The sequence below is a fragment of the Streptomyces dysideae genome, assembly GCF_001514305.1.
GTDB classification, from domain to species: Bacteria; Actinomycetota; Actinomycetes; order Streptomycetales; family Streptomycetaceae; genus Streptomyces; species Streptomyces dysideae.
Map to the genome: position 1 here is coordinate 1 of NZ_KQ949105.1, position 23833 is coordinate 23833.

18 protein-coding genes and 3 pseudogenes are annotated in these 23833 nt (G+C 68.7%); 9 read left to right on the forward strand and 12 right to left on the reverse strand.

Annotated elements, in window-relative coordinates; genetic code table 11:
- Positions 1–338 (forward strand): annotated as a pseudogene (locus AQJ91_RS58525) (hypothetical protein); the annotation flags it as partial.
- A 66-nt stretch (positions 339–404) separates the two neighbouring features.
- On the opposite strand, the pseudogene AQJ91_RS56405 reads toward AQJ91_RS58525, so the two are convergent.
- Together AQJ91_RS56405 and AQJ91_RS35635 are read right to left on the reverse strand one after the other, a co-directional pair.
- Positions 405–575 (reverse strand): annotated as a pseudogene (locus AQJ91_RS56405) (transposase); the annotation flags it as partial.
- A gap of 224 nt (positions 576–799) precedes the next feature.
- A complete protein-coding gene (locus AQJ91_RS35635; RefSeq protein WP_067029907.1) occupies positions 800–1234 on the reverse strand; it encodes an enediyne antibiotic chromoprotein in 435 nt (144 codons plus the stop codon).
- Between the two features lie 409 nt (positions 1235–1643).
- Between AQJ91_RS35635 and AQJ91_RS56410 the strand changes: the two are divergent.
- A pseudogene (locus tag AQJ91_RS56410) lies at positions 1644–1788 on the forward strand (IS110 family transposase); the annotation flags it as partial.
- Positions 1789–1911: 123 nt separating this feature from the next.
- On the opposite strand, the gene AQJ91_RS35640 reads toward AQJ91_RS56410, so the two are convergent.
- Complete coding sequence (locus tag AQJ91_RS35640; RefSeq protein WP_079085459.1) at positions 1912–3261, reverse strand: cytochrome P450; 1350 nt, start codon at positions 3259–3261, stop codon at positions 1912–1914.
- Positions 3258–4103 carry a class I SAM-dependent methyltransferase gene (locus tag AQJ91_RS35645; RefSeq protein ID WP_067029910.1) on the reverse strand — a complete coding sequence of 282 codons (846 nt, stop codon included), beginning with the start codon at positions 4101–4103 and terminating at the stop codon, positions 3258–3260. The genes AQJ91_RS35640 and AQJ91_RS35645 overlap by 4 nt, the downstream gene beginning before the upstream one ends.
- A 186-nt stretch (positions 4104–4289) precedes the next feature.
- Here AQJ91_RS35645 and AQJ91_RS35650 point away from each other — a divergent pair, with 186 nt between their 5' ends.
- On the forward strand, positions 4290–4985 hold the full coding sequence (locus AQJ91_RS35650) for a hypothetical protein (RefSeq protein ID WP_067029913.1): 696 nt from the start codon (positions 4290–4292) through the stop codon (positions 4983–4985).
- A 152-nt stretch (positions 4986–5137) separates the two neighbouring features.
- Complete coding sequence (locus AQJ91_RS35655) at positions 5138–5533, forward strand: VOC family protein (RefSeq protein ID WP_067029916.1); 396 nt, start codon at positions 5138–5140, stop codon at positions 5531–5533.
- 94 nt (positions 5534–5627) lie between these two features.
- Here the strand turns inward: AQJ91_RS35655 and AQJ91_RS35660 are convergent, their stop codons facing one another.
- The 8 genes from AQJ91_RS35660 to AQJ91_RS35695 form a co-directional block, all read right to left on the reverse strand.
- The gene (locus AQJ91_RS35660; RefSeq protein WP_067029918.1) at positions 5628–6944 is read right to left on the reverse strand and encodes an alkyl sulfatase dimerization domain-containing protein; all 1317 of its coding nucleotides are present in this window, start codon (positions 6942–6944) and stop codon (positions 5628–5630) included.
- Positions 6941–7714 (reverse strand): sulfotransferase family protein, encoded by a 774-nt coding sequence (locus AQJ91_RS35665; RefSeq protein WP_067029919.1) that lies wholly within the window; start codon positions 7712–7714, stop codon positions 6941–6943. The genes AQJ91_RS35660 and AQJ91_RS35665 overlap by 4 nt, the downstream gene beginning before the upstream one ends.
- Before the next feature lie 33 nt (positions 7715–7747).
- The gene (locus AQJ91_RS35670) at positions 7748–8548 is read right to left on the reverse strand and encodes an ABC transporter permease (RefSeq protein ID WP_067029926.1); all 801 of its coding nucleotides are present in this window, start codon (positions 8546–8548) and stop codon (positions 7748–7750) included.
- The gene (locus AQJ91_RS35675) at positions 8545–9567 is read right to left on the reverse strand and encodes an ATP-binding cassette domain-containing protein (protein ID WP_067029928.1); all 1023 of its coding nucleotides are present in this window, start codon (positions 9565–9567) and stop codon (positions 8545–8547) included. The genes AQJ91_RS35670 and AQJ91_RS35675 overlap by 4 nt, the downstream gene beginning before the upstream one ends.
- Before the next feature lie 41 nt (positions 9568–9608).
- Positions 9609–10868: a cytochrome P450 gene (locus tag AQJ91_RS35680; RefSeq protein ID WP_067029930.1), complete on the reverse strand. Its 1260-nt coding sequence runs from the start codon at positions 10866–10868 to the stop codon at positions 9609–9611.
- A 34-nt stretch (positions 10869–10902) separates the two neighbouring features.
- Positions 10903–11946, reverse strand: coding sequence for an SRPBCC family protein (locus tag AQJ91_RS35685; protein WP_067029932.1), 1044 nt, complete (start codon positions 11944–11946; stop codon positions 10903–10905).
- Between the two features lie 125 nt (positions 11947–12071).
- Positions 12072–12542: a YdeI/OmpD-associated family protein gene (locus AQJ91_RS35690; RefSeq protein WP_079085464.1), complete on the reverse strand. Its 471-nt coding sequence runs from the start codon at positions 12540–12542 to the stop codon at positions 12072–12074.
- A 102-nt stretch (positions 12543–12644) separates the two neighbouring features.
- Positions 12645–13289: a winged helix-turn-helix transcriptional regulator gene (locus AQJ91_RS35695; protein WP_234383234.1), complete on the reverse strand. Its 645-nt coding sequence runs from the start codon at positions 13287–13289 to the stop codon at positions 12645–12647.
- Positions 13290–13611: 322 nt separating this feature from the next.
- Between AQJ91_RS35695 and AQJ91_RS35700 the strand changes: the two genes are divergently transcribed.
- Genes AQJ91_RS35700 through AQJ91_RS35720 form a run of 5 tightly spaced genes read left to right on the forward strand, consistent with a single transcriptional unit; the run spans position 13612 to position 23831 of the window.
- The gene (locus AQJ91_RS35700) at positions 13612–14592 is read left to right on the forward strand and encodes a DUF1702 family protein (RefSeq protein WP_199848110.1); all 981 of its coding nucleotides are present in this window, start codon (positions 13612–13614) and stop codon (positions 14590–14592) included.
- 18 nt (positions 14593–14610) lie between these two features.
- Positions 14611–16575: a CRTAC1 family protein gene (locus tag AQJ91_RS35705; protein WP_067029936.1), complete on the forward strand. Its 1965-nt coding sequence runs from the start codon at positions 14611–14613 to the stop codon at positions 16573–16575.
- Positions 16572–17558 carry an enediyne biosynthesis protein gene (locus AQJ91_RS35710; protein ID WP_067029939.1) on the forward strand — a complete coding sequence of 329 codons (987 nt, stop codon included), beginning with the start codon at positions 16572–16574 and terminating at the stop codon, positions 17556–17558. The genes AQJ91_RS35705 and AQJ91_RS35710 overlap by 4 nt, the downstream gene beginning before the upstream one ends.
- Positions 17555–23404, forward strand: a complete 5850-nt coding sequence (locus AQJ91_RS35715) for a type I polyketide synthase (protein WP_079085465.1) — start codon at positions 17555–17557, stop codon at positions 23402–23404. The genes AQJ91_RS35710 and AQJ91_RS35715 overlap by 4 nt, the downstream gene beginning before the upstream one ends.
- On the forward strand, positions 23397–23831 hold the full coding sequence (locus AQJ91_RS35720) for an acyl-CoA thioesterase (protein WP_067029944.1): 435 nt from the start codon (positions 23397–23399) through the stop codon (positions 23829–23831). The genes AQJ91_RS35715 and AQJ91_RS35720 overlap by 8 nt, the downstream gene beginning before the upstream one ends.
- The last annotated feature ends 2 nt before the right edge of the window (positions 23832–23833 follow it).

The following is a 23833-nucleotide window of genomic DNA, read 5'->3' on the forward strand; positions in this document are numbered from 1 at the left end:
TTCTTGCGGTTGTGGACCCTAGACAAGCCCATCATCGCAGGTCACAAGGCATCTCTTCGTTCCAGGGCCAGCTCCGTTCGAACATCAGCCGGTGGATTCGGGCTCAGTGGCTGCACGAATCGATCCAACCCGAGAGCATCCGGCACGAGCTCGCGGTGAAGATCCGCGGCGCGGCCTTCGACGACCCGTCCGTGCTGATCCGTGAGGTCGAACGGTACCGCCAGGTGCACAGCGACCGGCTCGCGCACGGAGAAGGTGTCCAGGACGACTGTGCAGTACACCTTGCCCTCCATCGTGGGGTGTTCTGGCCGCCTCCCCCAACAGCTCCGCAGCCGGCGGTGGATGGCCAACTCCGCCTCCAGTTCCGCGATCCGTTTGCGGGCTGCGGCCAGTTCGGCCTGCTCGTGCGTGGGGACACCCGGCATTTGCCCGGTGTCGATCAGATGCTGGCGACGCCAGACGTATATCGTCTGCTCGCTGATGCCGAGGAGCTTCGCCACCTCCGCGACCTTCCGGCCGGACTCGACCAGATCGAGGACCCGGCGGCCGAACTCAGGTGGATAGCTGGGGGGCATGACGGCCTTCGGAGTCTGCTGGACCGGTCAATTCTCAGCGATCCGACTCATCTCCCACCGGCATACACCCACTGCCGAAACCACCGTCACCCCGAAGTGAAAACCTCAGTAGCGCACGCGAAGCAGAATCCGAGAGCGCGCTTCCGGCGGCAGCCCCAACACCTGATACGGCACCGGCGTGGGCCGTTACGGACGTCCACGCCGGTGCCAGCCTCACCGCCAAATCATGAGAAAGAAATGGGAACGCCGTCAGGGCCGTTGCCCGACGAGTCCCCCATGCCGACGAGGCACTGCAGCGCTGCGCAGTCGACGGGGCCCCAGGCTGTGCCGTCATAGAGATAGCCGGTGAACGAACTGTGTACGGTCACCTGCGTTTCCAGCTCACCGTTCGAGTCGGCGACCACCGGGATGAATCCTGCCAGGTCGCAGGCGAGCGAACCACCGTCCACCGAGGCACACTCGCCCACGTTGTATGTGGTCCCAGGCTCCAGGCCGGCCGCTGTGACCCTGACGACCGCCCCATCTGAGAGTCCCGACGACGGCGTCACGGTGGCTGTCGGGGCCGCTGCTGAGGCGGGGGTCTGAAAGCAGAAGACCGCTGCCAAACCCAGCACGGTGAGAGATCCTGCGGCTCGCGCGAGCCTTTTCCTCTGTAACACTTGACGCGCTCCTTGAATGCTAGCTTCAGGGACATCCTAGGGCCGGCCCCCGAACTGCCCTAGAGAGCTGAGTAATTACGTTACGAATCACCTGCCGTTCTGTCAAATTGAACTTAGCAAAACGGAAGAAGCGTCAAGCGCTTGAGGTGCGGTACTATCTCGTCGCTTTGGGGGCGTCAATCCATCTCCTCTTCGCCTCGATTCCATAAACCCTGCATTGCCCTTGATGCGGTATGCTGCTGAAAACTGCCCGTTGGTGGTCGGTCATAGCTGCAAAACTGTTCCATTGATTCGAGACTCGGGCCTCGGTGGAAGAGCGTAGACGTCCTCGGCGATACAACCGCCGCCCGAAAGCATCTTTTACGCCCCCGACTTGTTCGGTATCCGGCACTGCGAGGAGTCGCGCCGGTTCTGCGGCCGCAAGCGAGCCGAGGGGGAGCGTCACACCCAGGCTGTGCTCGCTCTCGGCCCGTCGCCGTGTCAGTGTTCTCTGGGTCTTTCTCCCAGAGCGGCGGGGCTGCGAGCTCACGGTGCCTATCGCTGTCGCGGCTTGACGGACGGTATGAGGAATCAGTGATTGGACGGCATGCTGTCCTGGCACTGTGCTGTTCAGAGCTTGCTGCAGGCCGTCCAGCTTGCCTGAGAGCTGGCCACTGGCTCAGGTCCAGGTTCTGGTGTCAAACGTGAGAGTGGCTGCGGTATTCAATCAGACAGGGGCCTGCGGGCCTGCTCGGCCCGGGCTTCGTCGTCGGCGCTGGCGAGGGATCGACGAGCCGCATCTCGAAGCGGCGTAGGAGCAGCGCGATGACCAAGCGCATCTCGATGTCGGCAAGGTGGCCGCCGAGGCATGTGTGGATCCCGCTGCCGAGGTTCAGCAGTCGCCCTGCGGCGCGCCCGTCAGAGTCCCGCTCGGAGGAGAAGCGCTCGGGGTCGAAGGTGTCGGGTGCGGGATAGAGGTCTGGTGAGCGGTGTGTAACCGGGGGACAGAACAAGGTGTTCCATCCTTGGGGTATCTCGTAGCCGCCGACAGTGACAGGCTCGGCCACGAATCGAGTCAGCATACTGGTGGCGGGGCGCAGGCGCTGGGCTTCGAGTAGGCAAGCGCCAAGCAGGTGCAGCCTGCGCAGGTCGGCGAGGGTCGGCAGGCTCTGATGATGGGGAAGATGTGTGTGTACCTCGTCCAGCACTCGCTTGTGATAGGTGGGGTGCTGGAGCAGCAGGACCAGCACCCAAGCCAGTTGCGCGGCTGTGGTCTCGTACGATGCGTAGCACAAGATGAGCGTGAGTCCGATTGCCGTGTCGTCATCGAACGAGGCTCCGGATGCGTCCTGGCTTAGGATGATGTGGCCGAAGTATCCGCGCCGCTCCGGGTCTGGCTCGGTCCGTGCCGCGTTGAGTTCTGATGACAGCATGGCGAAAAGGGCGCGGCGGGCACGATTGCGGCGTATCAGGCGCGGCGCGGGAAAGCGCTCCGGTAGGAAGAAGTCCATGCCGGCGGCCACGTCGAGTAAGAGAGCGCGGAACTCCTCACCGTGGCGCACACGGAATTGTGTGCCCAGGACGAGCCCGATCGCAATGTCCAGTGTGAGGCGCTCCACGTCCCGGTTGGCGTCAAACCGTCCCGAAGAGCCCAGTGCCATCGTCCAGGCGTGTATGTCCTGGGCGACATGCGTCACCCGGTCGGATACCTGACGCCCGCGGAAGGCGGGCAGCAGTGCTGCGCGCTGCGTGAGGTAGTCGGAGGGGGCGGCGGCCTGCATGACCTCGCCGAACATCGGCCTGAGCCACTGGTAGACCGGTCGCACCGCGAGTGTGCTCTCCGGGAGCGCCAGGGCCGCTCGGCTCTCCTCGACGCCCACTACGACAGCTGCCCGCTTCGGGCCCAGACGGATGGAGAAGACCGGTCCGTGCGCCTGTTGGCCGGACCTCATCACGGCGACGGGATCGCGGAGGAACGACGCCGCATGTCCCACCATGGGCAGAGCGCCGGGCGCGAGGGGAGGCTGAGTCGGCATCTTCTGCATCATCCCTTCCGGGAGACTGCGTGGGTGAACCACACGTTCCAGCGCACGGTCAGTCGTCCTTCCGCGTCGCGCACCTCCTCCATACGCTGGTACGCGGCCTCCCGTGCGGCGTCGAGCCGGTCCGGCGGGATGGCGTCGAGCACCACCCGCCCTCCGGTCTGCCACAGCCAGTCCCACCACTGTCCGGGCTGCCTGAAGCGGAGGTCGAAGCCGGCTTCGTCTACGGTCACCTCGCTGAAGCCCGCCGAATCGACCAGACGGATCAGCGAGTTTCTGCTCCCGAAGGGCGAGTCTCCCTGCCCGGGGATGTCCGGCGGCCCGTCCGGCAGGAAGGTGAGGAGCACGTCCGTGACATGGAAGAAGCGGGGGTCGACCGGTCCGAAGGAACTCATGGCGAGCCGGCCGCCGGGCCGCAGCAGGATGGCGTAGTTGTGCAGCGCAGTCGCCGGATCGGGGAGCATGAAGACGACGAGCCCGGCGACCACGGCGTCGAAAGAGCCCGCGGGGAAGGACGGGGACATCGCGTCCCCCTCCTCGACGGCGACCTGCCGCAACGAGCGCTCCGCCACCAGTTCGGCCGTAGCTCGGACCATGGCCGGTGAGGCGTCGATGGCCGTTACTCGCCCTTCGTCCCCCACTGTTTCGGCTGCGGGCACGGTGCACGCCCCACGCCCGCAGCCGACGTCCAGGACGTGCTGACCGCGGCCGAGCCGTGCGCTTTCTACGAGACGCTGGCCGAGCGGCGTGAAGAACTCGACTCCGGTCCTGTCGTAGGCGGGCGCCGCGCGCTCGAACACCTCAGGAACCGTGTCTCCTTCGCCGGCCTTGGAGGTTCCCTGCTGCATGGAGTGGCACTTCCCTTCGCTCGGGCACGCCGTGAAACGCATCCTTCCCCACCACGGCCGACGCTGTGTTCTTCCGTCTTGCTCGTCTGTGCCGTGCCCCAGGAGGCAATCTGGAAGTAGTGGCCCGAGCGGTCTGCTTCCTATTGTCTAGGAGCACTCCCCGTATCCCGGCGACAGGAGAAGGCAGTGGGCGTACTCGGCCTGCACAACGAATGTCCTCCGACCAACTACTCGACCGACGAGGCAGCGGAGATCACCGAGGGCTTGGTCGCCGACGCCGTGGCGACCGCCGCGACCCTGCGGTCTGTGCGAGACACGATGGACGCGCTGGCAGCGCTCGACGACACGGTCCGGTATGTGGTGGAGGCTTCCGGGACGGCCGTCTCGCCGACCGGTGACGTCGACCCGGACAAGGTGACCTCCGCCATGAAGCAGGTCAGCTCGACCTATGACGCCTGCTTCCGGGCGCTGGACGGCACCGTGGGCCAGATCGATCTGGCCGTCGGCCAGTACCAGAGTCTGCAGGCGTACGCGGCGGCGGCTCTGGCCAAAGGGCGCGACGAGTGCTACGAGCAGACGCTGCGTCAGCTGGGCGAGGGCGGGTTCACCGGCATGGCGCAGGCGCGTATCTCCCGGCTGCGCAAGCTGCGGGTCAGGGTGCAGTTGCTGCAGAACATGGAGGAATACGGCCACACCATTCTGGCCAACTATGACTTCAACGCGTTCTTCATGATGTTCATGCAGCCGATGCGTGACCTCGCCCTGGCCTCGCAGGACCTCTACAACGAAGTCGTCCGGGGCGCTTTGGTGGCCTATGACGTCCTGGTCCGTGTCTGCGACCTCAATCCGTCCGAGGCGGCTGCCGCCGGAATCAGCGAGTAACTGCGTTCGGCCCGACGAGAAGACGCCCGGCTCCCGGCGCGGAGGGAAGAGGTTCATGACTGCTTTTCTTGTGCAGCCACGGGATGCCGACCATATCGGCTAGCCTGGCAGCGTCAAAGGCCGACTGCCCTACTTTCAGTTGGAGTGCGCGCATGGGCATCAGTCACATTACGCTCCTTTCTGTCCCGGTGACCGATCAGGAGGTCGCGAAAGACTTTTACGAAAAACTGGGCTTCGAGGTCATCAACGACCACGAGATGACGCCTGAGGAGATGCCTCCAGAGCCTGGCCTGCGCTGGCTCCAGCTCGCCGCGCCGGGTGGCGGTTGTTCCATCGTCCTGGTCACCTGGGACGTCGGCGGCATGAAGCCCGGAATGCAGCAATTCTCCGTGGCCGCCGACGATGTGGCGACCCTTCACGCGGAACTTGCCGGCAAGGGACTCGAGTCGAACGGGCCTCTGATGGAAGCGCCGTGGGGATCGTTCTTCTCGATCAACGACCCTGACGGGAACCACCTGCTGATCGTCAAGGAGCCCAAGGGCAGCTGATCGTGACAGGAACGGGCGGTGCCCGGCCGGTGACTTCCGGCCGGGCACCGCCCGTTCGTACGGCGGCCGGGTCGTTCAGCCGCGCACCGCGATGTCACGGGGCCCAACGGTCGCCGCTCGTCTCCTGTTCTTTGTCCCCACCGGCGGCAAGGGACCTCGACTGCGCAGCCGTCCAGCCGTAGACGGAGCGGGCCATGAAGGAACCCGATGATTCCTCCAGTGCGGTAAAGACCTGGGCGCGGGCCGCGTGTATCTCGGCGTAGCTCGGGTCGGTCGCGGATACACACATAGCGGCCAACTCCGCAAGGTGCCCCGCCAGTCGGTGCTCACCCCGTTCGACGAGGTCGCTCGCCCTGCGCGCCAGAACCAGGGCTCCGCCCGCCAACTCTGCTATTTCGCCCGCCAGTTCGGCTTTGGCGGCCGGACGCAGTGCGGATGGGTCGCCGTCGTGCCAGCCCCCGTAGTACCGCCACAGATTGCGGACGATGAACTCCGGCTCGTCATAGGTCGGGCGCAAATAGGGCTTGCTCAACAAGTCCTGGTCCGGTGCCGCCCCGCGCAGCACCTCGTCCAGGGAGGCGCCCCGGTTCATCAGCGCAAGCACCTGGTCGTGCAGCTGCTCCAGGAACATGGCCGAGGCCACGAGGGTCTCCTCGATCCGGCCGTTGCCGGCGATCGGCACACCGTGCCCGGGCAGCAGCAGTTCCGCCCCGAGATTCGCCATCCAGCGCAACGCCTGAGCCCACTCGGCAACATAGCGCTGGACCTTCTGCGGGTTGCCGGCGTTCGGCGCGTTCCAGGCGTAGAAGTCACCGCAGCACAGAATGCGGGTGTCGGGGAACCAGGCCATCGTGGCGTCGTCCGTCTCGCCCCTGCCGTGCCTGAGGCGCACCTCCACCTCGCCGACCCGCAGATCCTTCTGGTCGGTGTAGGTCTGGTCGGGACGCCGGAACACCGTGGGCCACGTCATCTTCGGCGCGCGGAATTGCCGACGGTTGATCACGGTGTTGTAGCCGGCGGTCAGCACATAGCGGTCGAATCTCCGCTGCACGGCGTCGTGCGCGATCACCTGGGGGCCCGCGCCGTCGGTCCAGGCCCCCTCTTCGTCGAACGGGGGTGTGCCCAGGACGTGGTCGACGTGGCCGTGCGAGTAGACGATGCTGTGAACGGGGTCCTTCGTCAACGCCCGGACCGCGGCGTGAAGGTCCCGAGCGGTATGGCGGTCGCCGGAGTCGAACAGGAGCAGGCCCTCGGACGAGCGGAAGACGTAAACGTTGCCGGTGGCCGGCCACATCCAGACGTCGTCGGCGACCGGTCGGAGGCCCTCTTTCCGCAAAGCCCCGCTGAAGTATGCGCCCAGGTTCTCCTTGCCTGTCCAGACCCGTTCGGCGTACTGCATCAGCTCGTTCACGTGTCCCCTTCACCGGGCGTGTGCCACTGGGCGGTCCCTGTCGGCCGCCGCCGGCCCTCGCCCCGCGGACCGCGGAGCGGCCGCGCGGCGATTTTCCGCAGACCACGCAGGACGTGGGAGCGGGTGAAGCGCTTCCAGGCGCCGCGGTCGTTCTCATGGGGAAAGGGCTCGTCCGGCACCGGGACGCCGAGGAATTCACAGAGGGGTTCCCATCCCTGTGTGACTTGGTATTCCAGCAGCCGATCTGGCGCTATCTCCGCTCGTACCCGCTCGATGTGCTCCTGGAAGACCGAGACCGCCGTTGCCTGATCGTCGATGGGACGGTTGCCGAAATGCCGCCGGAAGATGGCGTCGAAGACCTGCCGGAAATTCCGGAGACGCTTGTCTGCGGCCAGCAGCGGGATGCGCATGAGAGGGAGCAGGATACGCCACACAAATTCCCGGCGATACGAGACGAAGATGGTGTTCCGGCAGCTCGCGTACCATGTCTGGGGATTCCGGGTGGTGAGGATGACCTGGGCCTTGGGGTAGTAGTCGGAGAGTTCCTTCCAGTACGCCGCACCGGGCCAGTCCACCGTTGAGCGGTAGCCGTCGAAAATACGGTCCCAGTCTTGTTCGCCGCCGTGCACGACGGCTTCCCAGTCGGCCAGCCTCCGGGGATCGCGGAAGATCTCCTTGGTGTGATAAACGGGGCCGAATCCCAGGATGTCGAGGGCTTGCTTGAGCGAGGTCGTTCCGGTGCGGCCAAGACCGGCTCCGATGATGTCCACGAAGCTGCCTCTCTTGTCGGCAAGGGTGCCTGGTCAGGCAGCGACGGCTCGGCGGAACAGCCGCGTGGCGAGCGGGACGAAAAGGACGAGCAGCGCCGCCGACCACACCATGGACTGCCACCACTGGTCGCCCGGCGGCGCGCCGTTGAACCAGGCGCGTGCCGCGTTGATCGTCAGCGTCACCGGGCTGTGGTCCGCCACGGCCCGCAGCCACCCGGGCATCGCGGTGGTGGGGACGAAGGCCGAGCTGACGAATCCCAGCAGGAACAGCCACGGCATCGCCGTGGTCTGGGCGCCCTCTGCGCTGGACGCGGTGATGCCGACACAGGCGAGGACCCAGGAGAGCGCGAAGCCGAACAGCAGCAGGATGCCGGCGCCGGCGAGGGTGTCGGTGAACGATCCGTGGAAGCGGAACCCGAAGGTGAGACCCACGGCGCCGGTCACGACCAGTGCGATCAGGTTGCGTACCGACTCCGCGATGGTCCTTCCGAACAGGACAGCGGCGCTGTTGATGGGGAGGGAGCGAAAACGGTCCATCATGCCGTTGCGCATGTCCTCGGCGATGCCGACGCACATGCCCGACAGCCCGCCGAAGACGATGACCTGGCCGAAAACACCGGGCAGCAGGAACTGCTTGTAGTTGCCGCCCGGCACGGTGATCGCGCCGCCGAAGATGTAGGCGAACAGGATGAAGAACATGATGGGCTGGAGGACCGCTGCCATGAGTTGGTCCGGGCGTCGCCGGATGTGCCGCATGTTCCGGCCGGCCAGGAGCCAGGCGTCGTTGAGGCCCTGCAGTGCTCCGGGGGCCCCTGCGGACACGGGCGTACTCATCGTCCTTCTCCTCTCATCGGGCGGCGGCCGCGACGCGCCGTGCGTCCGCCACCCGCGTCGTCGTGTGCTCTTTCGCTGTCGGCGATGCTGGTGCCGGTCAGGGTCAGGAAAACGTCGTCCAGAGTCGGGCTGCGGACCGCGTGGGTGGCCACCTCCATGCCGCTGTGGCGCAGGTCCCGCAGCATGGCGCCGACCGCGTCGTCGCCGTCGGGCAGGCGTAGCGTCACTTGGGCCAACGCTCGGTCGAGCTGTGGCTCCTCGTCGATGTGGGACCGCAGGATGCCCGTGGCGCGGTCCAGATCCGCGGGGTCCGCCAGCGTGAACTCGACGCGGTCGCCGCCGATCTGGTCCTTGAGCGCGGCCGGTGTTCCCTGGGCCACCGTGCGGCCCTGATCGAGGACGGTCACCGTACTGGCGAGCCGGTCCGCCTCCTCCAGGTACTGCGTCGTCAGCAGCAGTGTGGTGCCGTCCTTGACGAGTTGCTCGATCTCCGACCACAGGTCCAGGCGGGAGCGCAGGTCGAGCCCGGTCGTCGGCTCGTCGAGAAACAGCACTGCCGGCCTCGTCAGCAGGCTCGCGGCAAGGTCCAGACGCCGGCGCATACCGCCCGAGTAGGTGCGCACCAGACGGTCCGCGGCCTCGCCGAGACCGAACCTGTCCAGCAGCTCGTCCGTTCTGGCCCGGGCTGCGGACCTGCCCATCCGGTACAGACGGGCGACCAGTTCGAGGTTCTCCCGGCCGGTGAGCACGCCGTCCACGGCGGCGAACTGACCCGTCAGACCGATCATCGCGCGGATGCGCCGCGGGTTGGCCACCACGTCGACTCCGCAGATCGCCACTCGTCCCGCGTCCGGTCGCAGCAGGGTCGAGAGCACCCTCACCATCGTCGTTTTGCCGGCGCCGTTCGGCCCCAGCAGCGCGACCACCGCCCCTGGGGGTGCCGACAGGGATATCCCTTCCAGGACCTGCTTCTTGCCCAGTCGCTTGCCGAGTCCTTCCACCGTGATCGAGTCAGCCACGGCCGCCCCTTCCTGTCGCCCTTGCGTACCGAGAACCCGTGTCACTCCGCGAGCCGCACCTTGAGGGACGTGAAGTCCCGCAGCGGGATGGACCGGCGGCGTCCGGGCGGTCCGTCCAGGGCGAGAGCCGGGAGCTTGCGCTGCAGACGCGGCAACAGGACCGTCATCTCCAGGCGGGACAGCCCGGCCCCGAGGCAGTAGTGGATGCCGGCTCCGAAGCTCAGCGGGGTGGCTCCGCCCCGTCCGGGCATGAAGTCGTCCGGCTGCGGATAAGCCGCCGGGTCCCGGCTCGCGGCGCCGAGCATGAGTCGCACCTGCGTGCCCTGCGGAATGGTCACCCCGCTCAAGGCCGTGTCCGTGGCGGCGAACCGGATACCCGGCGCGACCTGCACGGAGGGATCGTGCCGCAGCGTCTCTTCCACGAAGGCAGTGGCGCTCGGCTCATCGCCGAGCAGCCACTTCCGCGTCTCCGGCCGCTCGATGAGGACCAGCAGGGCGTTGTCGATGCCTGTAGCCGTGGTCTCGAACCCCGCCGACCACAAGGTGAACAGCAGCGTGCGCAACTCGCCGTCGCTCAGCCGGTGGTTGTCGTCGTCATGCACGAGGACGAGTGCGGATATGAGATCGTCCCGGGGCGTCCTGCGCCGTTCGGCGATCAATGCGCCGAGGTAGTCGCCCAGTTCATGGAAGGCGGCGTCGGCGGCGTTCACCGCCGCGGGCGAAGCGGCGGGGTCGACCACGTTCATCATCGCCGGCACCAGCACCGCCAGCCGTGAGCGGTCGGCGGACGGTATGCCCAGCAGGTCGGAGATCACGTGCAGGGGCGTGGGAAGGGACACCGCGGTGTGCAGGTCCACCGTCTCCCCGGCCCGCAGCCGTTCGGCGGCATCGTCCACCAGACGATCCGCCAGGGACTCGACGGCTGCCCGTAGTCCGCCCACGCGCCGGGAGGTGAACTCCTTGCCGATCAACCCGCGAAGCCGGGTGTGCTTGGGCGGGTTGCTGCCGACGAGGGACGTCACCAGCACCTGGTACGCCTCATGTCCCGCTGCCTGCGGGAACATCTGCGCCATGGCCTCCTCGCAAGCGCCCGGGAAGACCTCGGGGTGCTTCAGCACGTACTGCACGTCGGCGTACCTGCTGATGAGGGAGGCGCCGTACTTGCTCGCGTAGACCGGCGCGTTCTCCCGAAGCCACGCGTAGACGGGGTAGGGGTCGAGATCGGCCGGGGGCGACATCAGCTGTTCCAGCACGTCCCGGCCGGGGTCTGGCGTCACCTTCGCGGTGTCCTGCACAGTCATCGCATACCTCTGTCGTCTGGGCGGGCTAAGCGAGTCACGACCAGCCATGCGGGTGGGACGAACTGGGCCGGGGGGAGATCAGTTGCTGCGCCCGCACCATGGCGTCGCGGAAGAACTGCGCGATGATCTGCCGCTCTTCCCGCTGCACCGCGGCCGGTACGTTCTCCCAGTTATCGACGAAGATCTGGAAGAGGCTGCGGTCGAGGCCGGCCGGTTCGATGTACAGCTTCCCGCCCAGCTCCACGGGCCAGGACGCGCGGCGTAGCCCGAATTCGAGCCAGGGCAGGTACGAGGGGAACTCCTGGTTGGGCTCGACATGCCGCTGCACGGTCATCTCCACGGTGCCGCTGGCGTCGCCCATGACCAGGACGAGCTTCGATCCCGTGGTGAAGTCGCCGTAACGCCGCTGGAGCCAGTACCGCAGCGCTTCGGGCTTGGACAGCACGTCCCAGGCGTCGTACGGGGCCGCCGCCAGCTCGATCTGCACGTAGGGGCCCATGCGTCGCCAGGGCCAGCGCCATGTCGTACCGGTGCGCAGATAGCCGGCGAGCTGGTCGAGGATGCCGGGCCAGCCGTTGCCGTTCCACGACCGCCAGTCCGAGGGCGGGTTGAACGCCTCCTCGGTCGCAGTGATCTGGGTGCCCCCGTCCACGGGGTCGAGTTCCCAGACCACCCGGGTTGCCGGCCCCACCCCGGCCCAGCGCCAGAGGTGGCGCAGGACCCCGTGCCCCTCGGCGGACGGCGCCGTCGCCACCTCCGTGCGGCACTGGAAGAACTCACCGTCCTCGAAGTCGAGGAGGTACTCCTGGTCCTCGCGGGCAGGCGCGCCCCGGCACACCGCGAGCCAGTGGCACACCTCCTCCGGAGAGGTCAGGGCCTTCCACACCCGCTCTGGCGGCTCCGGAACGACGGCACGCGCGACGAGCCGCTCCCAGCGGTCCTGAACGATGGAGCGGGCGGTTGCGGCGTTGAGCGGGGGGAACGCCTCAAGTGCCTTGCCGGGTTCGAGATCGGGGAAATCCGGCCAGCTGGGTGCGGCGGCGGTGACGGGATCGTGTGCGGCGAACTCTGTGGGCACGGGCAACCCCCGAAGCGGTCGTGGACGCCGGGCAGTGACGCTTGATCACGCTAGGGGTTCTCTTCCGCAGGAAGCTTCTCGCAGGTTGCCCTGATTGCGCGGCTCGCAGGCGCCGGCTGCCGTGCTCAACCTTTCAGAGTGCGTCCCTCAGCGAGCAGATCCAGGGCCTTGGCGAGCCTGCGCTGCCTGGTCTCGGGCCGCTTCGCTGCCTCGATCCAGGTGACGTACTCCTTCTGGCGCGAGTAGGACAGTGCCTCGTAGGTCTCGCGTGCCGTGGGGGCCGCCGCCAGCGCTTCGGTCAGGTCACCGGGGGCCTCGACCCGGCGCTCGGCTGTGTCGACGCGTAGCCGCACGGAGACGGTGTCCCCGTCGGTGACGCCGGCTTGGTCCCGTACCGATCGGTTCACCACGAGATAGCGCGACTGCTCCGGTCCCGTCATGACCGAGCTGGTGAAGGAGACGCCCTCCACCTCGGCCACCACCGGGATGCGTGCCGCGGTACCCAGACGTGCCGCCACCCCGGGGGGCACGGTCAGATAAGTCCACGTCCCGACCCCATCCTCACGGACCAGCGTGGCGCGGAAGGTCTCGCTCACGAACGGCTCCTCTCACTCGATTCGGCCGCCCGCGCCGGGCGGCTCGGAAGGAGGCGGACTCTACCGGTCCATCGGCCGCCGGGCCGGTAGAGTCCGCCCCTGTCACAGCAGGCCCAGCAGCCTGCAGCAGCGCAGGACCGCCTCCGGGTCCCCGCTGAGAGACAGCTCCCCGGCCGCGACGGCCTCGAAGGGGCCGAGGATGCCTCCCCCGATCTTGATGAAGGTCTGGGAGCGCGATACGGCCGTCATCGCGGGCTTCTGCGCCGGGCCGCGCTGGACCGACGCTGCACCGTCGGACACCGCGATGTGGAACACCAGGTCGTCGATGTGGAATTCGTAGCGCTCGGCACGGTCGGGGACGTCCTGCCCGCGCATCATCGCCTCGACGGCCAGCAGGCCCCACTCGGCACGAGTCCGGGCTTGTTCGTCGGGCTCCAGCATGGTCAAGCCCCAACGGCCGAGCAGGAGGACCGGTTCGCGCAGCTGCTGGCCGAGCGGGGTGAGCCGGTACAGCCGCGCGCGTTTGTCCTCCGCGACCTGCTGCGCCTCGATGACGCCGTGTCTGGTGAGCAACTGCAACCGTTCGGAGAGCAGGTTGGGGCCCATGCCCGGCAGCCCGGTGAGTAGTTCGCTGAACCGCTGCGGGCCGATCAGCAACTCGCGGACGAGGAGCAGCGTCCACCGCTCACCGAGAACGTCCAGCGCGGCGGCTATCCCGCACATCTGCCCATACGTACGCTGCGCCACTCTGCCTCATTTCAACCTGTTACTACAGGTTTAGATAGTAACATCTCGGGATGCGGGAAGCGTCACGTAGCATCTCAAGCAATGAAACTCCCTGTATCCCAGGTGATGGGAGGCTTAAGGGGGAGGGATGCGCCAGACATCCCCGAAGGGTCACAAAGCTATAGAATCTTGAACAGTCCAAGGAATTTCAGCCAGAAACCCTTCGCCTCTTCAACGACTCCAGTCATAGCCGTAAGAATGTGGACCGCGTTCGTGCCGCGATCCGCCTGTGCCCTGTACGGGGAAAATCACCCCTGGGCTGCAGCTGACATTTGGAGAGCTCGTGTCCGCGGTCCACTGCCTTCCCGCCAGCTTCCTCCTGCAACTCCGTGGCCTCCTCGTCACTCCACTGCCCAGCGCCACCACCTTCGCCGCAAGGGGCTTCCACCAGGGCTCCGAGGCAGACCAGCGCCGTCTGGAGACCGTCGGCCTCGCCTTTCTGTCCGGGCTGCGCACGGCCACCTCCGAAACCGACGTCGAACAGCTCGATCACGTCCTCGGCGCAGGCGTTCCGCGCGCGCATCAGGGCTTCGCCTACGAGGGCGCCGCGATGGGGCTGGCCCTGCTGGACGCCATCGGCCCGCGGCGCCGTGACCGGGTGGCCGCTCTCCTCGGCTCCTCGGGAGCCGCTCACCGGTACATGGTTCATGTGGGCGCGGGATGGGCCCTCGCCCGTCTTCCCTCATTCCTGTGGCGACACGTCGTACCGGACGATCCGCTGCTGCGCTGGTTGGCACTGGACGGATACGGGTTCCACGAAGCCTACTTCCGCACGGGGACACGAGCCGACGGACGCTGGTCGGCGAGGCTGCCGGCCTGGCCCGGCCCAAAGGCGGCAGTGGCCCGCGTGGTCGACCAGGGGATCGGCCGGGCGATGTGGTTCGTCGAATGCGCCGATCCCGGCCGCCTGGCCGACCGTATCCAGCGCTTCGCGCCGGAGCGCCACCCCGACCTGTGGGCCGGAGCGGGACTGGCAGCCGTCTACGCCGAGGCCGGAACCCCACAGGCCCTGTCCCTGCTGGCACAGCGCGCGGGCAAGCACCTGCCCGAGCTGCGGCAGGGTGCCGCCTTCGCCGCGGAGGCCCGCCTGCGTGCCGGACTCGCCACCGACTGGACCGAGCAGTCGCTACAGCTCCTGTGCGGCATCGGTGCCGCGGAGGCCGCTGCGGTCACCCACACGACACGGCAGGAACTGCCCCCGGACGGCGCGCAGCCCGCTTACCAGGAGTGGCGCAGCCGAATCCAGCGCCACTTCAGTGATTGACCCTCTGATTGGAGGCACATGCTGAGAGACAGTTCCTCCCGTCTGCGCAGGGGGATACCCGTTCTGGTCGCTATCGCCCTCATGGCCACCGTTCTAGTAGCGGCCCGCAAGCCCGATCCGTCACCCGAGGCGACCGCCAAGACGGCCTCCCCCTACGCGTTCACCGCGCTGCCCATCGCCTTTCCGCCCGGCTACGACGCGGGGGACCGGAAGGTCCGCACGGTCAACCCCGCCTACCAGAAGATCCAGTCGTGGATCTCGTCCGTGGGCGCCGCGATCGCCATCAACGACCTCGACGGCACCGGCACCTCGTCGGATCTCTGCATCGTGGACTCCAGGACGGACAAGGTCGTCGTCACGCCCGTTGCGGGAACCGGCCGGAGATACACGCCGTTCGTCCTCGATCCGGCTCCTCTGCCGATGGACGCCGAGATGGCGCCCATGGGCTGCGTGCCGGGTGACTACAACGAGGACGGCCGCATGGACCTCCTCGTCTACTACTGGGGGCGCACCCCCGTCCTGTTCCTGCATCGCGACAGCGCCGGCCGCCTGTCGAACGACGCGTACCGCCCACAGGAACTGGTGGCGGCCGGCGGTCCGAACGACGGCCGCTACCACGGCCCGCGCTGGAACTCCAACGCTGTCTCTGTGGCCGACTTCGACGGCGACGGTCACCCGGACATCTTCGTCGGCAACTACTTCCCGGACTCGGGCGTCCTGAGCACCCGAAGCGACGACCGCGTCGTCATGCAGCACTCCATGTCCCACGCGGAGAACGCCGGGGGCGGACGCATCCTGCGCCGCGAGCCCGACGCGGGACGCGCCGTGTACGAGGAAGCCAAGGACGCCATACCGGCAGGCGACGCCAAGGGCTGGACCCTCGCGGCGGCTTCGGCCGACCTCGACGGGGACCTGCTGCCCGAGCTGTACATCGCCAACGACTTCGGCCCCGACCACCTGCTGCGCAACGACTCCTCGCCGGGACACATACGGTTCACGACACTGCACGGACGGCGGGGTCCCACCACCCCCAAGTCCAAGGCACTGGGCAACGACTCCTTCAAGGGCATGGGGGTCGACTTCGCGGACCTGCGTGGCAACGGCCGCCTGGACATCTTCGTCTCGAACATCACGACGTCCTTCGGCCTGCAGGAGAGCAACTTCGCCTTCATGAACGATGCGTCCGACCTCGCGGCCGCCCGGCGGCAACTGCATAACGGTGTGGCTCCCTTCACCGACCACAGCGCGGACCTCGGGCTCGCGTGGAGCGGCTGGAGCTGGGACGCCAAGGCCGCCGACTTCGACGGCAGTGGCCTGCCCGCCATCGTGCAGACCACCGGATTCGTCCAGGGCAGCACCAACCGGTGGCCCGAGCTCCAGGAGCTGGCCATGGCCAACGACGAACTGCTCAAGCACCCAGAGGTGTGGCCGAAATTTACGCCGGGAGACGACCTGTCGGGCCATCAGCACCTGGCGTTCTACGCTTCGGCCGGAGACGGGTCGTACATCAACATCGCCCGGCGGCTCGGTGTCGGCGACACCACCCCGAGCCGGGGCATCGCCATCGGGGACGGCAACGGCGACGGGGCGCCGGACCTGGCCATCGCCCGGCAGTGGGCGGCGCCGCTCTATTACCGCAACGACTCCCCATCCGTGAACCGGCGGCTGACCCTCGACCTCGTCAAGCCCGCCTCCGACACGTCCGCCGGCACCGGCGCCACCGTCGCGGCCATCGGTGCCCAGGCGCGGGTGACGGTCGACGGAAAAACGTCTCTGCAGCAAGTGGACGGCGGCAGCGGACATTCCGGCAAACGTGACTTCACGCTCTCCTTCGGACTCGGTACGGCCAAGGACACCCCCGTGCGGGTCGAGGTGCGCTGGATCGACACAGCGGGCGGGACGCACCTGGAGACGCTCACACTGCGGCCGGGCCGGCACACCCTGCTGCTCGACGATCGCGCAACGGAGGTGACCGCATCATGACCGATCTCGCCAGGCACCAGCTGGACGCCACACAGGCGGAGCGCAGCCCCGCCGACCCGGCGACGCCCCAGGAACCCCGCCGTCCCGATCCGCGCTACCTAGCCCTGCGCAACTTCGCTCTCTCGATCTCGGTGCTCAACATCCTGGGCTACACCCTGCTGGGCTTCGAACAGCCCTGGCTCTGGCCCCTGGCGGCCGTCGCCGCCGCCTACGCGACAGAACTCCTGCTGGAAGCTCTCAGTGCGTGGAGCGAGCGGCGGCCGGCCCGTTTCGCCGGCGGCCCGCGGGCCGTCTACGAATTCCTGCTACCGGCCCACATCACGGGGCTCGCCTGCAACATGCTCCTCTACGCCAACGACCACATTCTGCCCGTGCTGTGTGCCGTGGTCGTCGGGGTGGGCCAGAAGGCCGTGCTGCGCGCACCGGTGCAAGGGCGGATGCGGCACTTCATGAACCCCTCGAACTTCGGCATCACGGTCGTCCTGCTGACCTACAGCTGGGTCGCCATCGCTCCGCCGTACCACTTCACGGAGCACCTGAACGTGTACGGCAGTTGGGGCCTGCCCGTGGTGATCCTGGCGGCCGGAACGCTGCTCAACGGCAAGCTGACGCGCAAGCTGCCGCTGATCGCCGGCTGGGTCACGGCCTTCGTGCTCCAGGCGGTGGCCCGCTGGGCCTTCCTCGGGGAGAACCTGGTCTCGGCCCTGTCGGTGATGACGGGCGTGGCCTTCATCCTGTTCACCAACTACATGATCACCGACCCTGGCACGACACCGTTCCGCCCCCGCGACCAGGTTCTCTTCGGTGCCGCGGTCGGCTTCGTCTACGGCGTGTTGATCGCCCTGCACGTCGTCTACACCCTCTTCTTCGCCGTCACCGTGGTCTGCCTCGCGCGCGGCGTGGGCTGGTGGATCGCGCACGCGGTGGCCGCCAAGCGCTGGCACCCGGCGCACGGCGTTGACTCCGCGGGGGGTGGCGCATGAGTGTCCCCCAGGCCCGTATCGCAGTGGTGGGCATGGCCTGCCGCTTCCCGGACGCTGACAGCCCCGACCAGCTGTGGGAGAACGTCCTCGCCGGACGGCGTGCCTTCCGTCCCATTCCGCGGGAGCGGCTCAACGCGGAGGACTACCTCCCCCAAGTGGCCGGAGTCGACTCGTTCGGCGTGACCCATGCCGCGCTGTTGAACGGGTTCGAGTTCGACAGAGGCGCCTTCGGCGTCGCGGGGACGACGTTCCGTACCACGGACACCGTGCACTGGCTCGCACTCGATACGGCCCACCGTGCGCTGCTGGACGCGAACCTGCCCCAGGGCGAAGGCCTGCCCCGCGCCTCGACGGCGGTGGTCCTGGGTAACTCCCTCACCGGCGACCGCAGCAGGTCACTGGCCCTGCGGCTGCGCTATCCCTACGTCCGACGGGTCCTGGCCGGGCTGCTCGACGAGCGGGGCATGGACCGGCACGCCGCGGCAGAGTTGCTGGCGGAGCTGGAGACGCGGTTCAAGGCACCGTTCCCCACCCCCGACGAGGACACCCTCGCCGGGGGGCTGGCCAACACGATCGCCGGGCGGGTCAGCAACCACTTCGACTTCCACGGCGGTGGCTTCACCGTGGACGGCGCCTGCGCGTCCTCGCTCCTCGCGGTCGCCGACGGATGCCGCATGCTGGCCACGGGAGAAGCCGACGCGACCCTCGTCGGCGGAGTCGACCTCAGCATCGACCCCTTCGAACTCATCGGCTTCGCCCGTACCGGAGCACTCGCCAAAGACGACATGCTGGTCTACGACCAGGCCTGCCAGGGTTTCCTGCCGGGCGAGGGCTGCGGTGTCATGGTCCTCATGCGCGAGCACGACGCGCGCGCCGCCGGGCACGACGTCCGGGCCGTGCTCACCGGATGGGGGATCTCCGCCGACGGTTCCGGCAGCATCACCCGTCCAGCCGCCGAAGGGCATCTGCTGGCCGTCCGGCGGGCCTACGCGATGGCAGGGTATGCGCCCGCGTCGGTGGGCTACTTCGAAGGGCACGGCACTGGCACACCGGTGGGTGATGCCACCGAGCTGAACGCCCTGTCCGCCGCTCACGGCACCACGACACCCCCAGCGGTCATCGGTTCGGTGAAGGCGAACATCGGCCACACCAAGGCCGCGGCGGGCATCGCGGGACTCATCAAGACCGTCCAGGCCGTCAGGCACCGCGTCCTGCCCCCCGCCACAGGGGTACGGCAGCCCCGCCGGCAGCTGACAGCGGCGGGCAGGGCGCTGCGGCTCGCCGAACGGCCCGAGTCGTTCCCGGAGGGACGCCCCGTGCGCGCGGGCGTCTCCGCCATGGGATTCGGCGGTATCAACACCCACATTGCCGTGGAAGCCGCCGACGCACGGCCCACCGGGACGACCCTCCTGCCGGTGGCGGCTCGCACGCGGCAGGACACCGAACTGCTCCTCGTGGCCGCCGCGGACGGCCCTGCGCTCGGTTTCCGGTGCACGCGCCTGGCCGACCTTGCCGACCGCATCTCCTACGCCGAACTCACCGACCTGGCAGCTGCGTTGGCCCGAGAAACGGGCGCACGGGAAGAGACGGGGGCTGGCGTGCGCGGCGCGGTGGTCGCCGCGACCCCACGGCAGGCGGCTGCGCGTCTGCGGCACCTGGCCCGCCTGGCCGCCTCCGGGGCCGCTCAGACAATCGACCCGACGGCCGGTGTGTGGCTCGGCCAAGGGCACCAGCAGCCGAGGATCACTTTCCTCTTCCCTGGCCAGGGATCGGGGGGCGTCGGACCGGCCATGCGTGCGCGCTTTGACTGCGCCTACCGTGAGGTCGCGGCTATCGAGGGCGCGGGGCTGCGGCATGGTGCGGACACCCGTCTCGCCCAACCGCGCATCGTGTGCGCCTCGCTGCTGGCGCTGAAGGTACTGCAGGAGACGGGGATCGGCGCGGACACCGCCGTCGGTCACAGCCTGGGAGAACTGACGGCGCTGCACTGGGCGGGCTGCGTCGACGAGGACGCGCTGTTGCGCATGGTCGACCAGCGTGCCGCTCTGATGGGCAGGGCGCCGCAGGGCGAGGGCGCCATGGCCGCGCTCGCGGTCGGACCGGAGGAAGCGGTCCGCTGGATCAACGGCACGGACTGTGTACTGGCGGGACTGAACGGGCCGCGGCAGACCGTCGTCGCCGGGACGCGAGCAGGCGTGGCCGTCGTGACGCAGACGGCGCGCGAGGCCGGGGTGGACGTCACTCCGCTCGACGTCTCGCACGCCTTCCACTCGCCGCAGATGGCCTGCGCCGCCCAGGCCCTGCCGACCGTGCTGACGGCCGAACCGATCAAGGCCCCGCAGCGCCCGGTCGTCTCCACCGTCACCGGCCGCCGCATCGAGCCCGAGGCCGACCTGTCCGAGCTGCTCGGGCGGCAACTCATCAGCCCGGTGCGGTTCTCGGAGGCCATAGGGGAAGTCGCCAGCACTACCGACCTGTTCGTCGAGGTCGGTCCGGGCCGCGCCCTCGCGGCATTCGCCAGGGACTGCGCGGACGGGACACCGGCGGTCAGCACGGCCACCGACAGCCCCTTCCTGCGAGGACTGCTGGAAGTCATGGCCGCCGCCTACGTGCTGGGTTCGCCGCTGCGGCCGCAGAAGCTGTTCTCCGACCGGCTCACCCGCCCCTTCTCCCTCGACGCCCCGTTACGGTTCCTGGCCAACCCCTGCGAGGAAGCCCCGCCCTCTGAGGCCGGGGGAGTGGCGCCGCTCTCCAGCGAGCTTTTTTCGCCCACCGCGCCCGCCCAGCACGCCGCACCCTCCGGCGACGACCCGGCGGCCGGTGCGGATGCGGGGCCCCCGGCAGACGCGCTCACCGTCCTCCGCGCCCGTATCGCCGAACGGGCAGAACTGCCCGTGGAGGCCATCGACCCCAGCACCCGGCTCCTCGACGAGCTGCACCTCAGCTCGATCACCGTGGGCCAGATCGTCGCGCGGACCGCCGCCGACATCGGGGTCGAACCACCCCAGGACATCATGTCGATCGCCACGGTCACCGTCGCCGACATCGCCGCGCTCCTCTACGCCGGCTCCGAGTCCTCGGGCGACCCGTATCCGGCACAGGTGCCCGGTGTGGGCTCATGGGTACGCGCCTACCAGGTGGACTGGACGCCCGCGCCTCTGGCCCGGGCACCGCACCAGGCGGCTGCCGACGGGTCCTCATCCGACGCCGGCACCGCGAGCTGGAACGTGCACTCGGTGCCGGATGACCCCCTGGCCGCCGCCCTCGCGAGCAAGCTCACCCGGGAGGCATCCAGGCGAGGGACGCTGCTGTGTCTGCCGGACCGGGCAACCCCCGGCATCCCCGGCCTGCTGCTCACCGCGGCCGATGTGGTCGGGCACCACGGCACCCTGGCCGTCGTCCAGAGAGGACCGGTCGGCGGTGGCTTCGCCAAGACACTGCACCTGGAACGGCGGGACGTCACCGTCTGCCTCATCACGCTTCCCGAGGTGAGCGACCGGGACCTGTGCTCCCCGCCCTGGCTCGAGCGCATCGCGGCCGAGATCCGCACCGCCAGCGGTTTCACCGAGGTGCGCTACCGCGCCGACGGAACGCGGCTCACGCCCGCTCTTGTGCTGCTCCCGCTGCCCAGGAGCTCGCAGCCGGGACTGCGCCCCGACGACGTCGTCCTGGTCACCGGCGGAGGCAAGGGCATCAGCGCCGAGTGCGCCGCAGCCCTCGCCGGCGACAGCGGCGCGCGGATCGCGGTGCTTGGACGGACGCGTGTCGAGGACGACGCCCTGCTCGCCGAGAACCTCGCACGCTTCGGCCCGCGGGTGAGCTACCTCCCCACGGACCTCACGGACCCCGAGGCGGTCGAGTCCGCGGTACGCCGAGTCCAGGCCGAGCTCGGTCCCGTCACCGTGGTGCTGCACGGTGCGGGCAGGAACACCCCCATGTCCCTGGAGGACCTGGACGAGGAGGAGTTCGAGGCCACCAGCAGGCCGAAGCTCGACGGCCTGCGGCTGCTGCTCCACGCTCTGGGTGAGCGCCCGCCCCGGCTGCTGCTGGCGTTCGGCAGCATCATCGGCCGCTCTGGACTCCGGGGCGAGGCCCACTACGCCGCCGCCAACGAGTGGCTCGCCGCCTACGTGGACGACTACTGCCGCACCCGTCCCACGTGCCGGGGGCTCACCCTGGAATGGTCCGTCTGGTCGGGGGTCGGGATGGGCGACCGCCTCGGCGTGCTCGATTCCCTCACTCGACAGGGCATCAGCCCCATCACCGTGGACGACTGCCTGGAGATTCTGGGCCGGGTGCTCGCGGACGGGGAGCTGCGCGGTCCGTTGGTCCTCGCCTCCCGCACCGGCACACTGCCGACCCTCGCCTACCAGGACACGACCTCCCACCACGGGCGGTTCGCGGAGCGGGTGCTCATCGACTACCCCGGGGTCGAACTCGTCACCGAGGCCGAACTCTCCCTGGGCGCGGACCCCTACCTGGCAGACCACGTGCTGGATGGCCAGGCCCTGCTCCCCGGTGTCATCGGCATGGAGGCGATGGCCCAGATCGCGGCCGCGGTTACCGGCGCCTCTCCCGTCAGCGCGCTGACCGACGTGCGGTTCCTCAGACCCATCACAGTTCCCGAACGCGGCACCACGACCGTGCGCACGGCCGCTCTCGTGCGGGCGGACGGAAGCGTCACCGTAGCGATGCGCAGCCAGGAGACGGACTTTGCCGTCGACCACTTCCTCGCCACCGTGCACGTCGGCGACACAACCGGCCGCCGCGAACGGGCACCGGCATCCGCCGACGACGCACCCGCCGCCCGTCTCGACCCCGCCCGCGACCTCTACGGGAGCCTGCTGTTCCAGAGCGGTCGTTTCCAGCGGGTGACGGGCTACCGGCACATCAGCGCACACACGTGCCGAGCCGTGATCGCGCCGGGCGATGACAAGGGGTGGTTCGGGATGTTCCACGCCCAGACCCTTGCCTTGCCCGACCCGGGCGCGCGCGACGCCTTCCTGCACGCCGTGCAGGTCTGCGTCCCGCACCGGACCCTGCTGCCGGTCTCCGCCGGGCACGTGACGGTACGCCCCGCTGCCGCGCCGGCCGGCGACCTGCACCTGATGGCACAGGAGACCGCACACACGGGCGACGCGTTCACCTATCGCCTCACTGTCACCGACGGGTCCGGCCGCGTCGTCGAACGCTGGGACGACGTGGTCTTCCGCGCCACCAGCGACCGCCGCCCGCAGCCGCGCCACTGGCCCGTCGCGCTGCTGGCCCCGCTCCTCGTCCGTATGGCGGAGACGACGGAGCACGGGCCGTGGCTGCGGGCCGTGGTCGAGGAGGCGGTCGTCAAACGGCGGGGAGCTTCCCAGCACGCGCTCGCCCGGCTCGCCGAGGGACGTTTGCCCGTCACCCGGCGCAGCGACGGCAAGCCCGACCTGACACCCGACGGCTGGTGTCTGAGCGCGTCACACGGCGCCGGGGTCACCCTTGCGGTCGCCGCGGACGGGCCTGTGGGCTGTGACATCGAAGCGGTGGTGCATCGGCCCGAGACCGACTGGCAGGGGCTGCTGGGAACCGACGGCGAGGCCCTGGCCGGGGCCGTCGTGGCCGCGGGCTGGCCGGCCGGCCACGCCAGGACTGCCGTATGGAGTGTGACTGAGGCCGTGCGGAAAGCCGGGGGCGGACAAGCCGACCGGGCCCACCTGCGGACCCTGCGCGACGACGGAGGTGCCGAGTTCGCGGCGGGACGCTTCACGGTCGTCGCCTACATGACCACCGACGGGAATGCGTCGCACGAACCAGTGCCTGCCGTGGCTGCGATCGCTCGAGACGGAAGGGAGACGCATGCCTGACCATTTCGAATACCGGCACGTCGTCGGCTTCGAGGAAACCAATCTCGTCGGCAACGTCTACTTCACCAACTACGTGAGCTGGCAGGGGCGCTGCCGCGAGATGTTCCTGTACCAGCACGCGCCGGAGGTGCTGGCCGAACTGCAGACGGGCCTGAAACTGTTCACCGTGAACTGCAGTTGCGAGTACTTCCTGGAGCTGCAGGCGTTCGACGTGGTGTCCGTCCGGATGCGTCTGCGTGAAGTGCTCAGCACCCAGGTCGAGTTCACTTTCGACTACGTCCATCTGCACGCCAAGGGCGAGCGGCTGGCGGCCCGCGGTTCCCAGCGTGTCGCCTGCATGCGCAGCGACGGCCTGGAGACGGTCCCGATCACCGTCCCCGAGTCCTTGGTGAGCGCCCTGGAGTCCTTCCGGGCGGTACCCGCGTGAGC

Bases quoted from the DNA above. Each gene is read 5' to 3' on its own strand.
- AQJ91_RS35640 (WP_079085459.1), bottom strand. From the start codon at position 3,261: ATGATGCAGAAGATGCCGACTCAGCCTCCCCTCGCGCCCGGCGCTCTG.
- AQJ91_RS35670 (WP_067029926.1), bottom strand. From the start codon at position 8,548: ATGAGTACGCCCGTGTCCGCAGGGGCCCCCGGAGCACTGCAGGGCCTC.
- AQJ91_RS35655 (WP_067029916.1), top strand. From the start codon at position 5,138: ATGGGCATCAGTCACATTACGCTCCTTTCTGTCCCGGTGACCGATCAG.
- AQJ91_RS35705 (WP_067029936.1), top strand. From the start codon at position 14,611: ATGCTGAGAGACAGTTCCTCCCGTCTGCGCAGGGGGATACCCGTTCTG.
- AQJ91_RS35720 (WP_067029944.1), top strand. From the start codon at position 23,397: ATGCCTGACCATTTCGAATACCGGCACGTCGTCGGCTTCGAGGAAACC.
- AQJ91_RS35715 (WP_079085465.1), top strand. From the start codon at position 17,555: ATGAGTGTCCCCCAGGCCCGTATCGCAGTGGTGGGCATGGCCTGCCGC.
- AQJ91_RS35680 (WP_067029930.1), bottom strand. From the start codon at position 10,868: ATGACTGTGCAGGACACCGCGAAGGTGACGCCAGACCCCGGCCGGGAC.
- AQJ91_RS35645 (WP_067029910.1), bottom strand. From the start codon at position 4,103: ATGCAGCAGGGAACCTCCAAGGCCGGCGAAGGAGACACGGTTCCTGAG.
- AQJ91_RS35710 (WP_067029939.1), top strand. From the start codon at position 16,572: ATGACCGATCTCGCCAGGCACCAGCTGGACGCCACACAGGCGGAGCGC.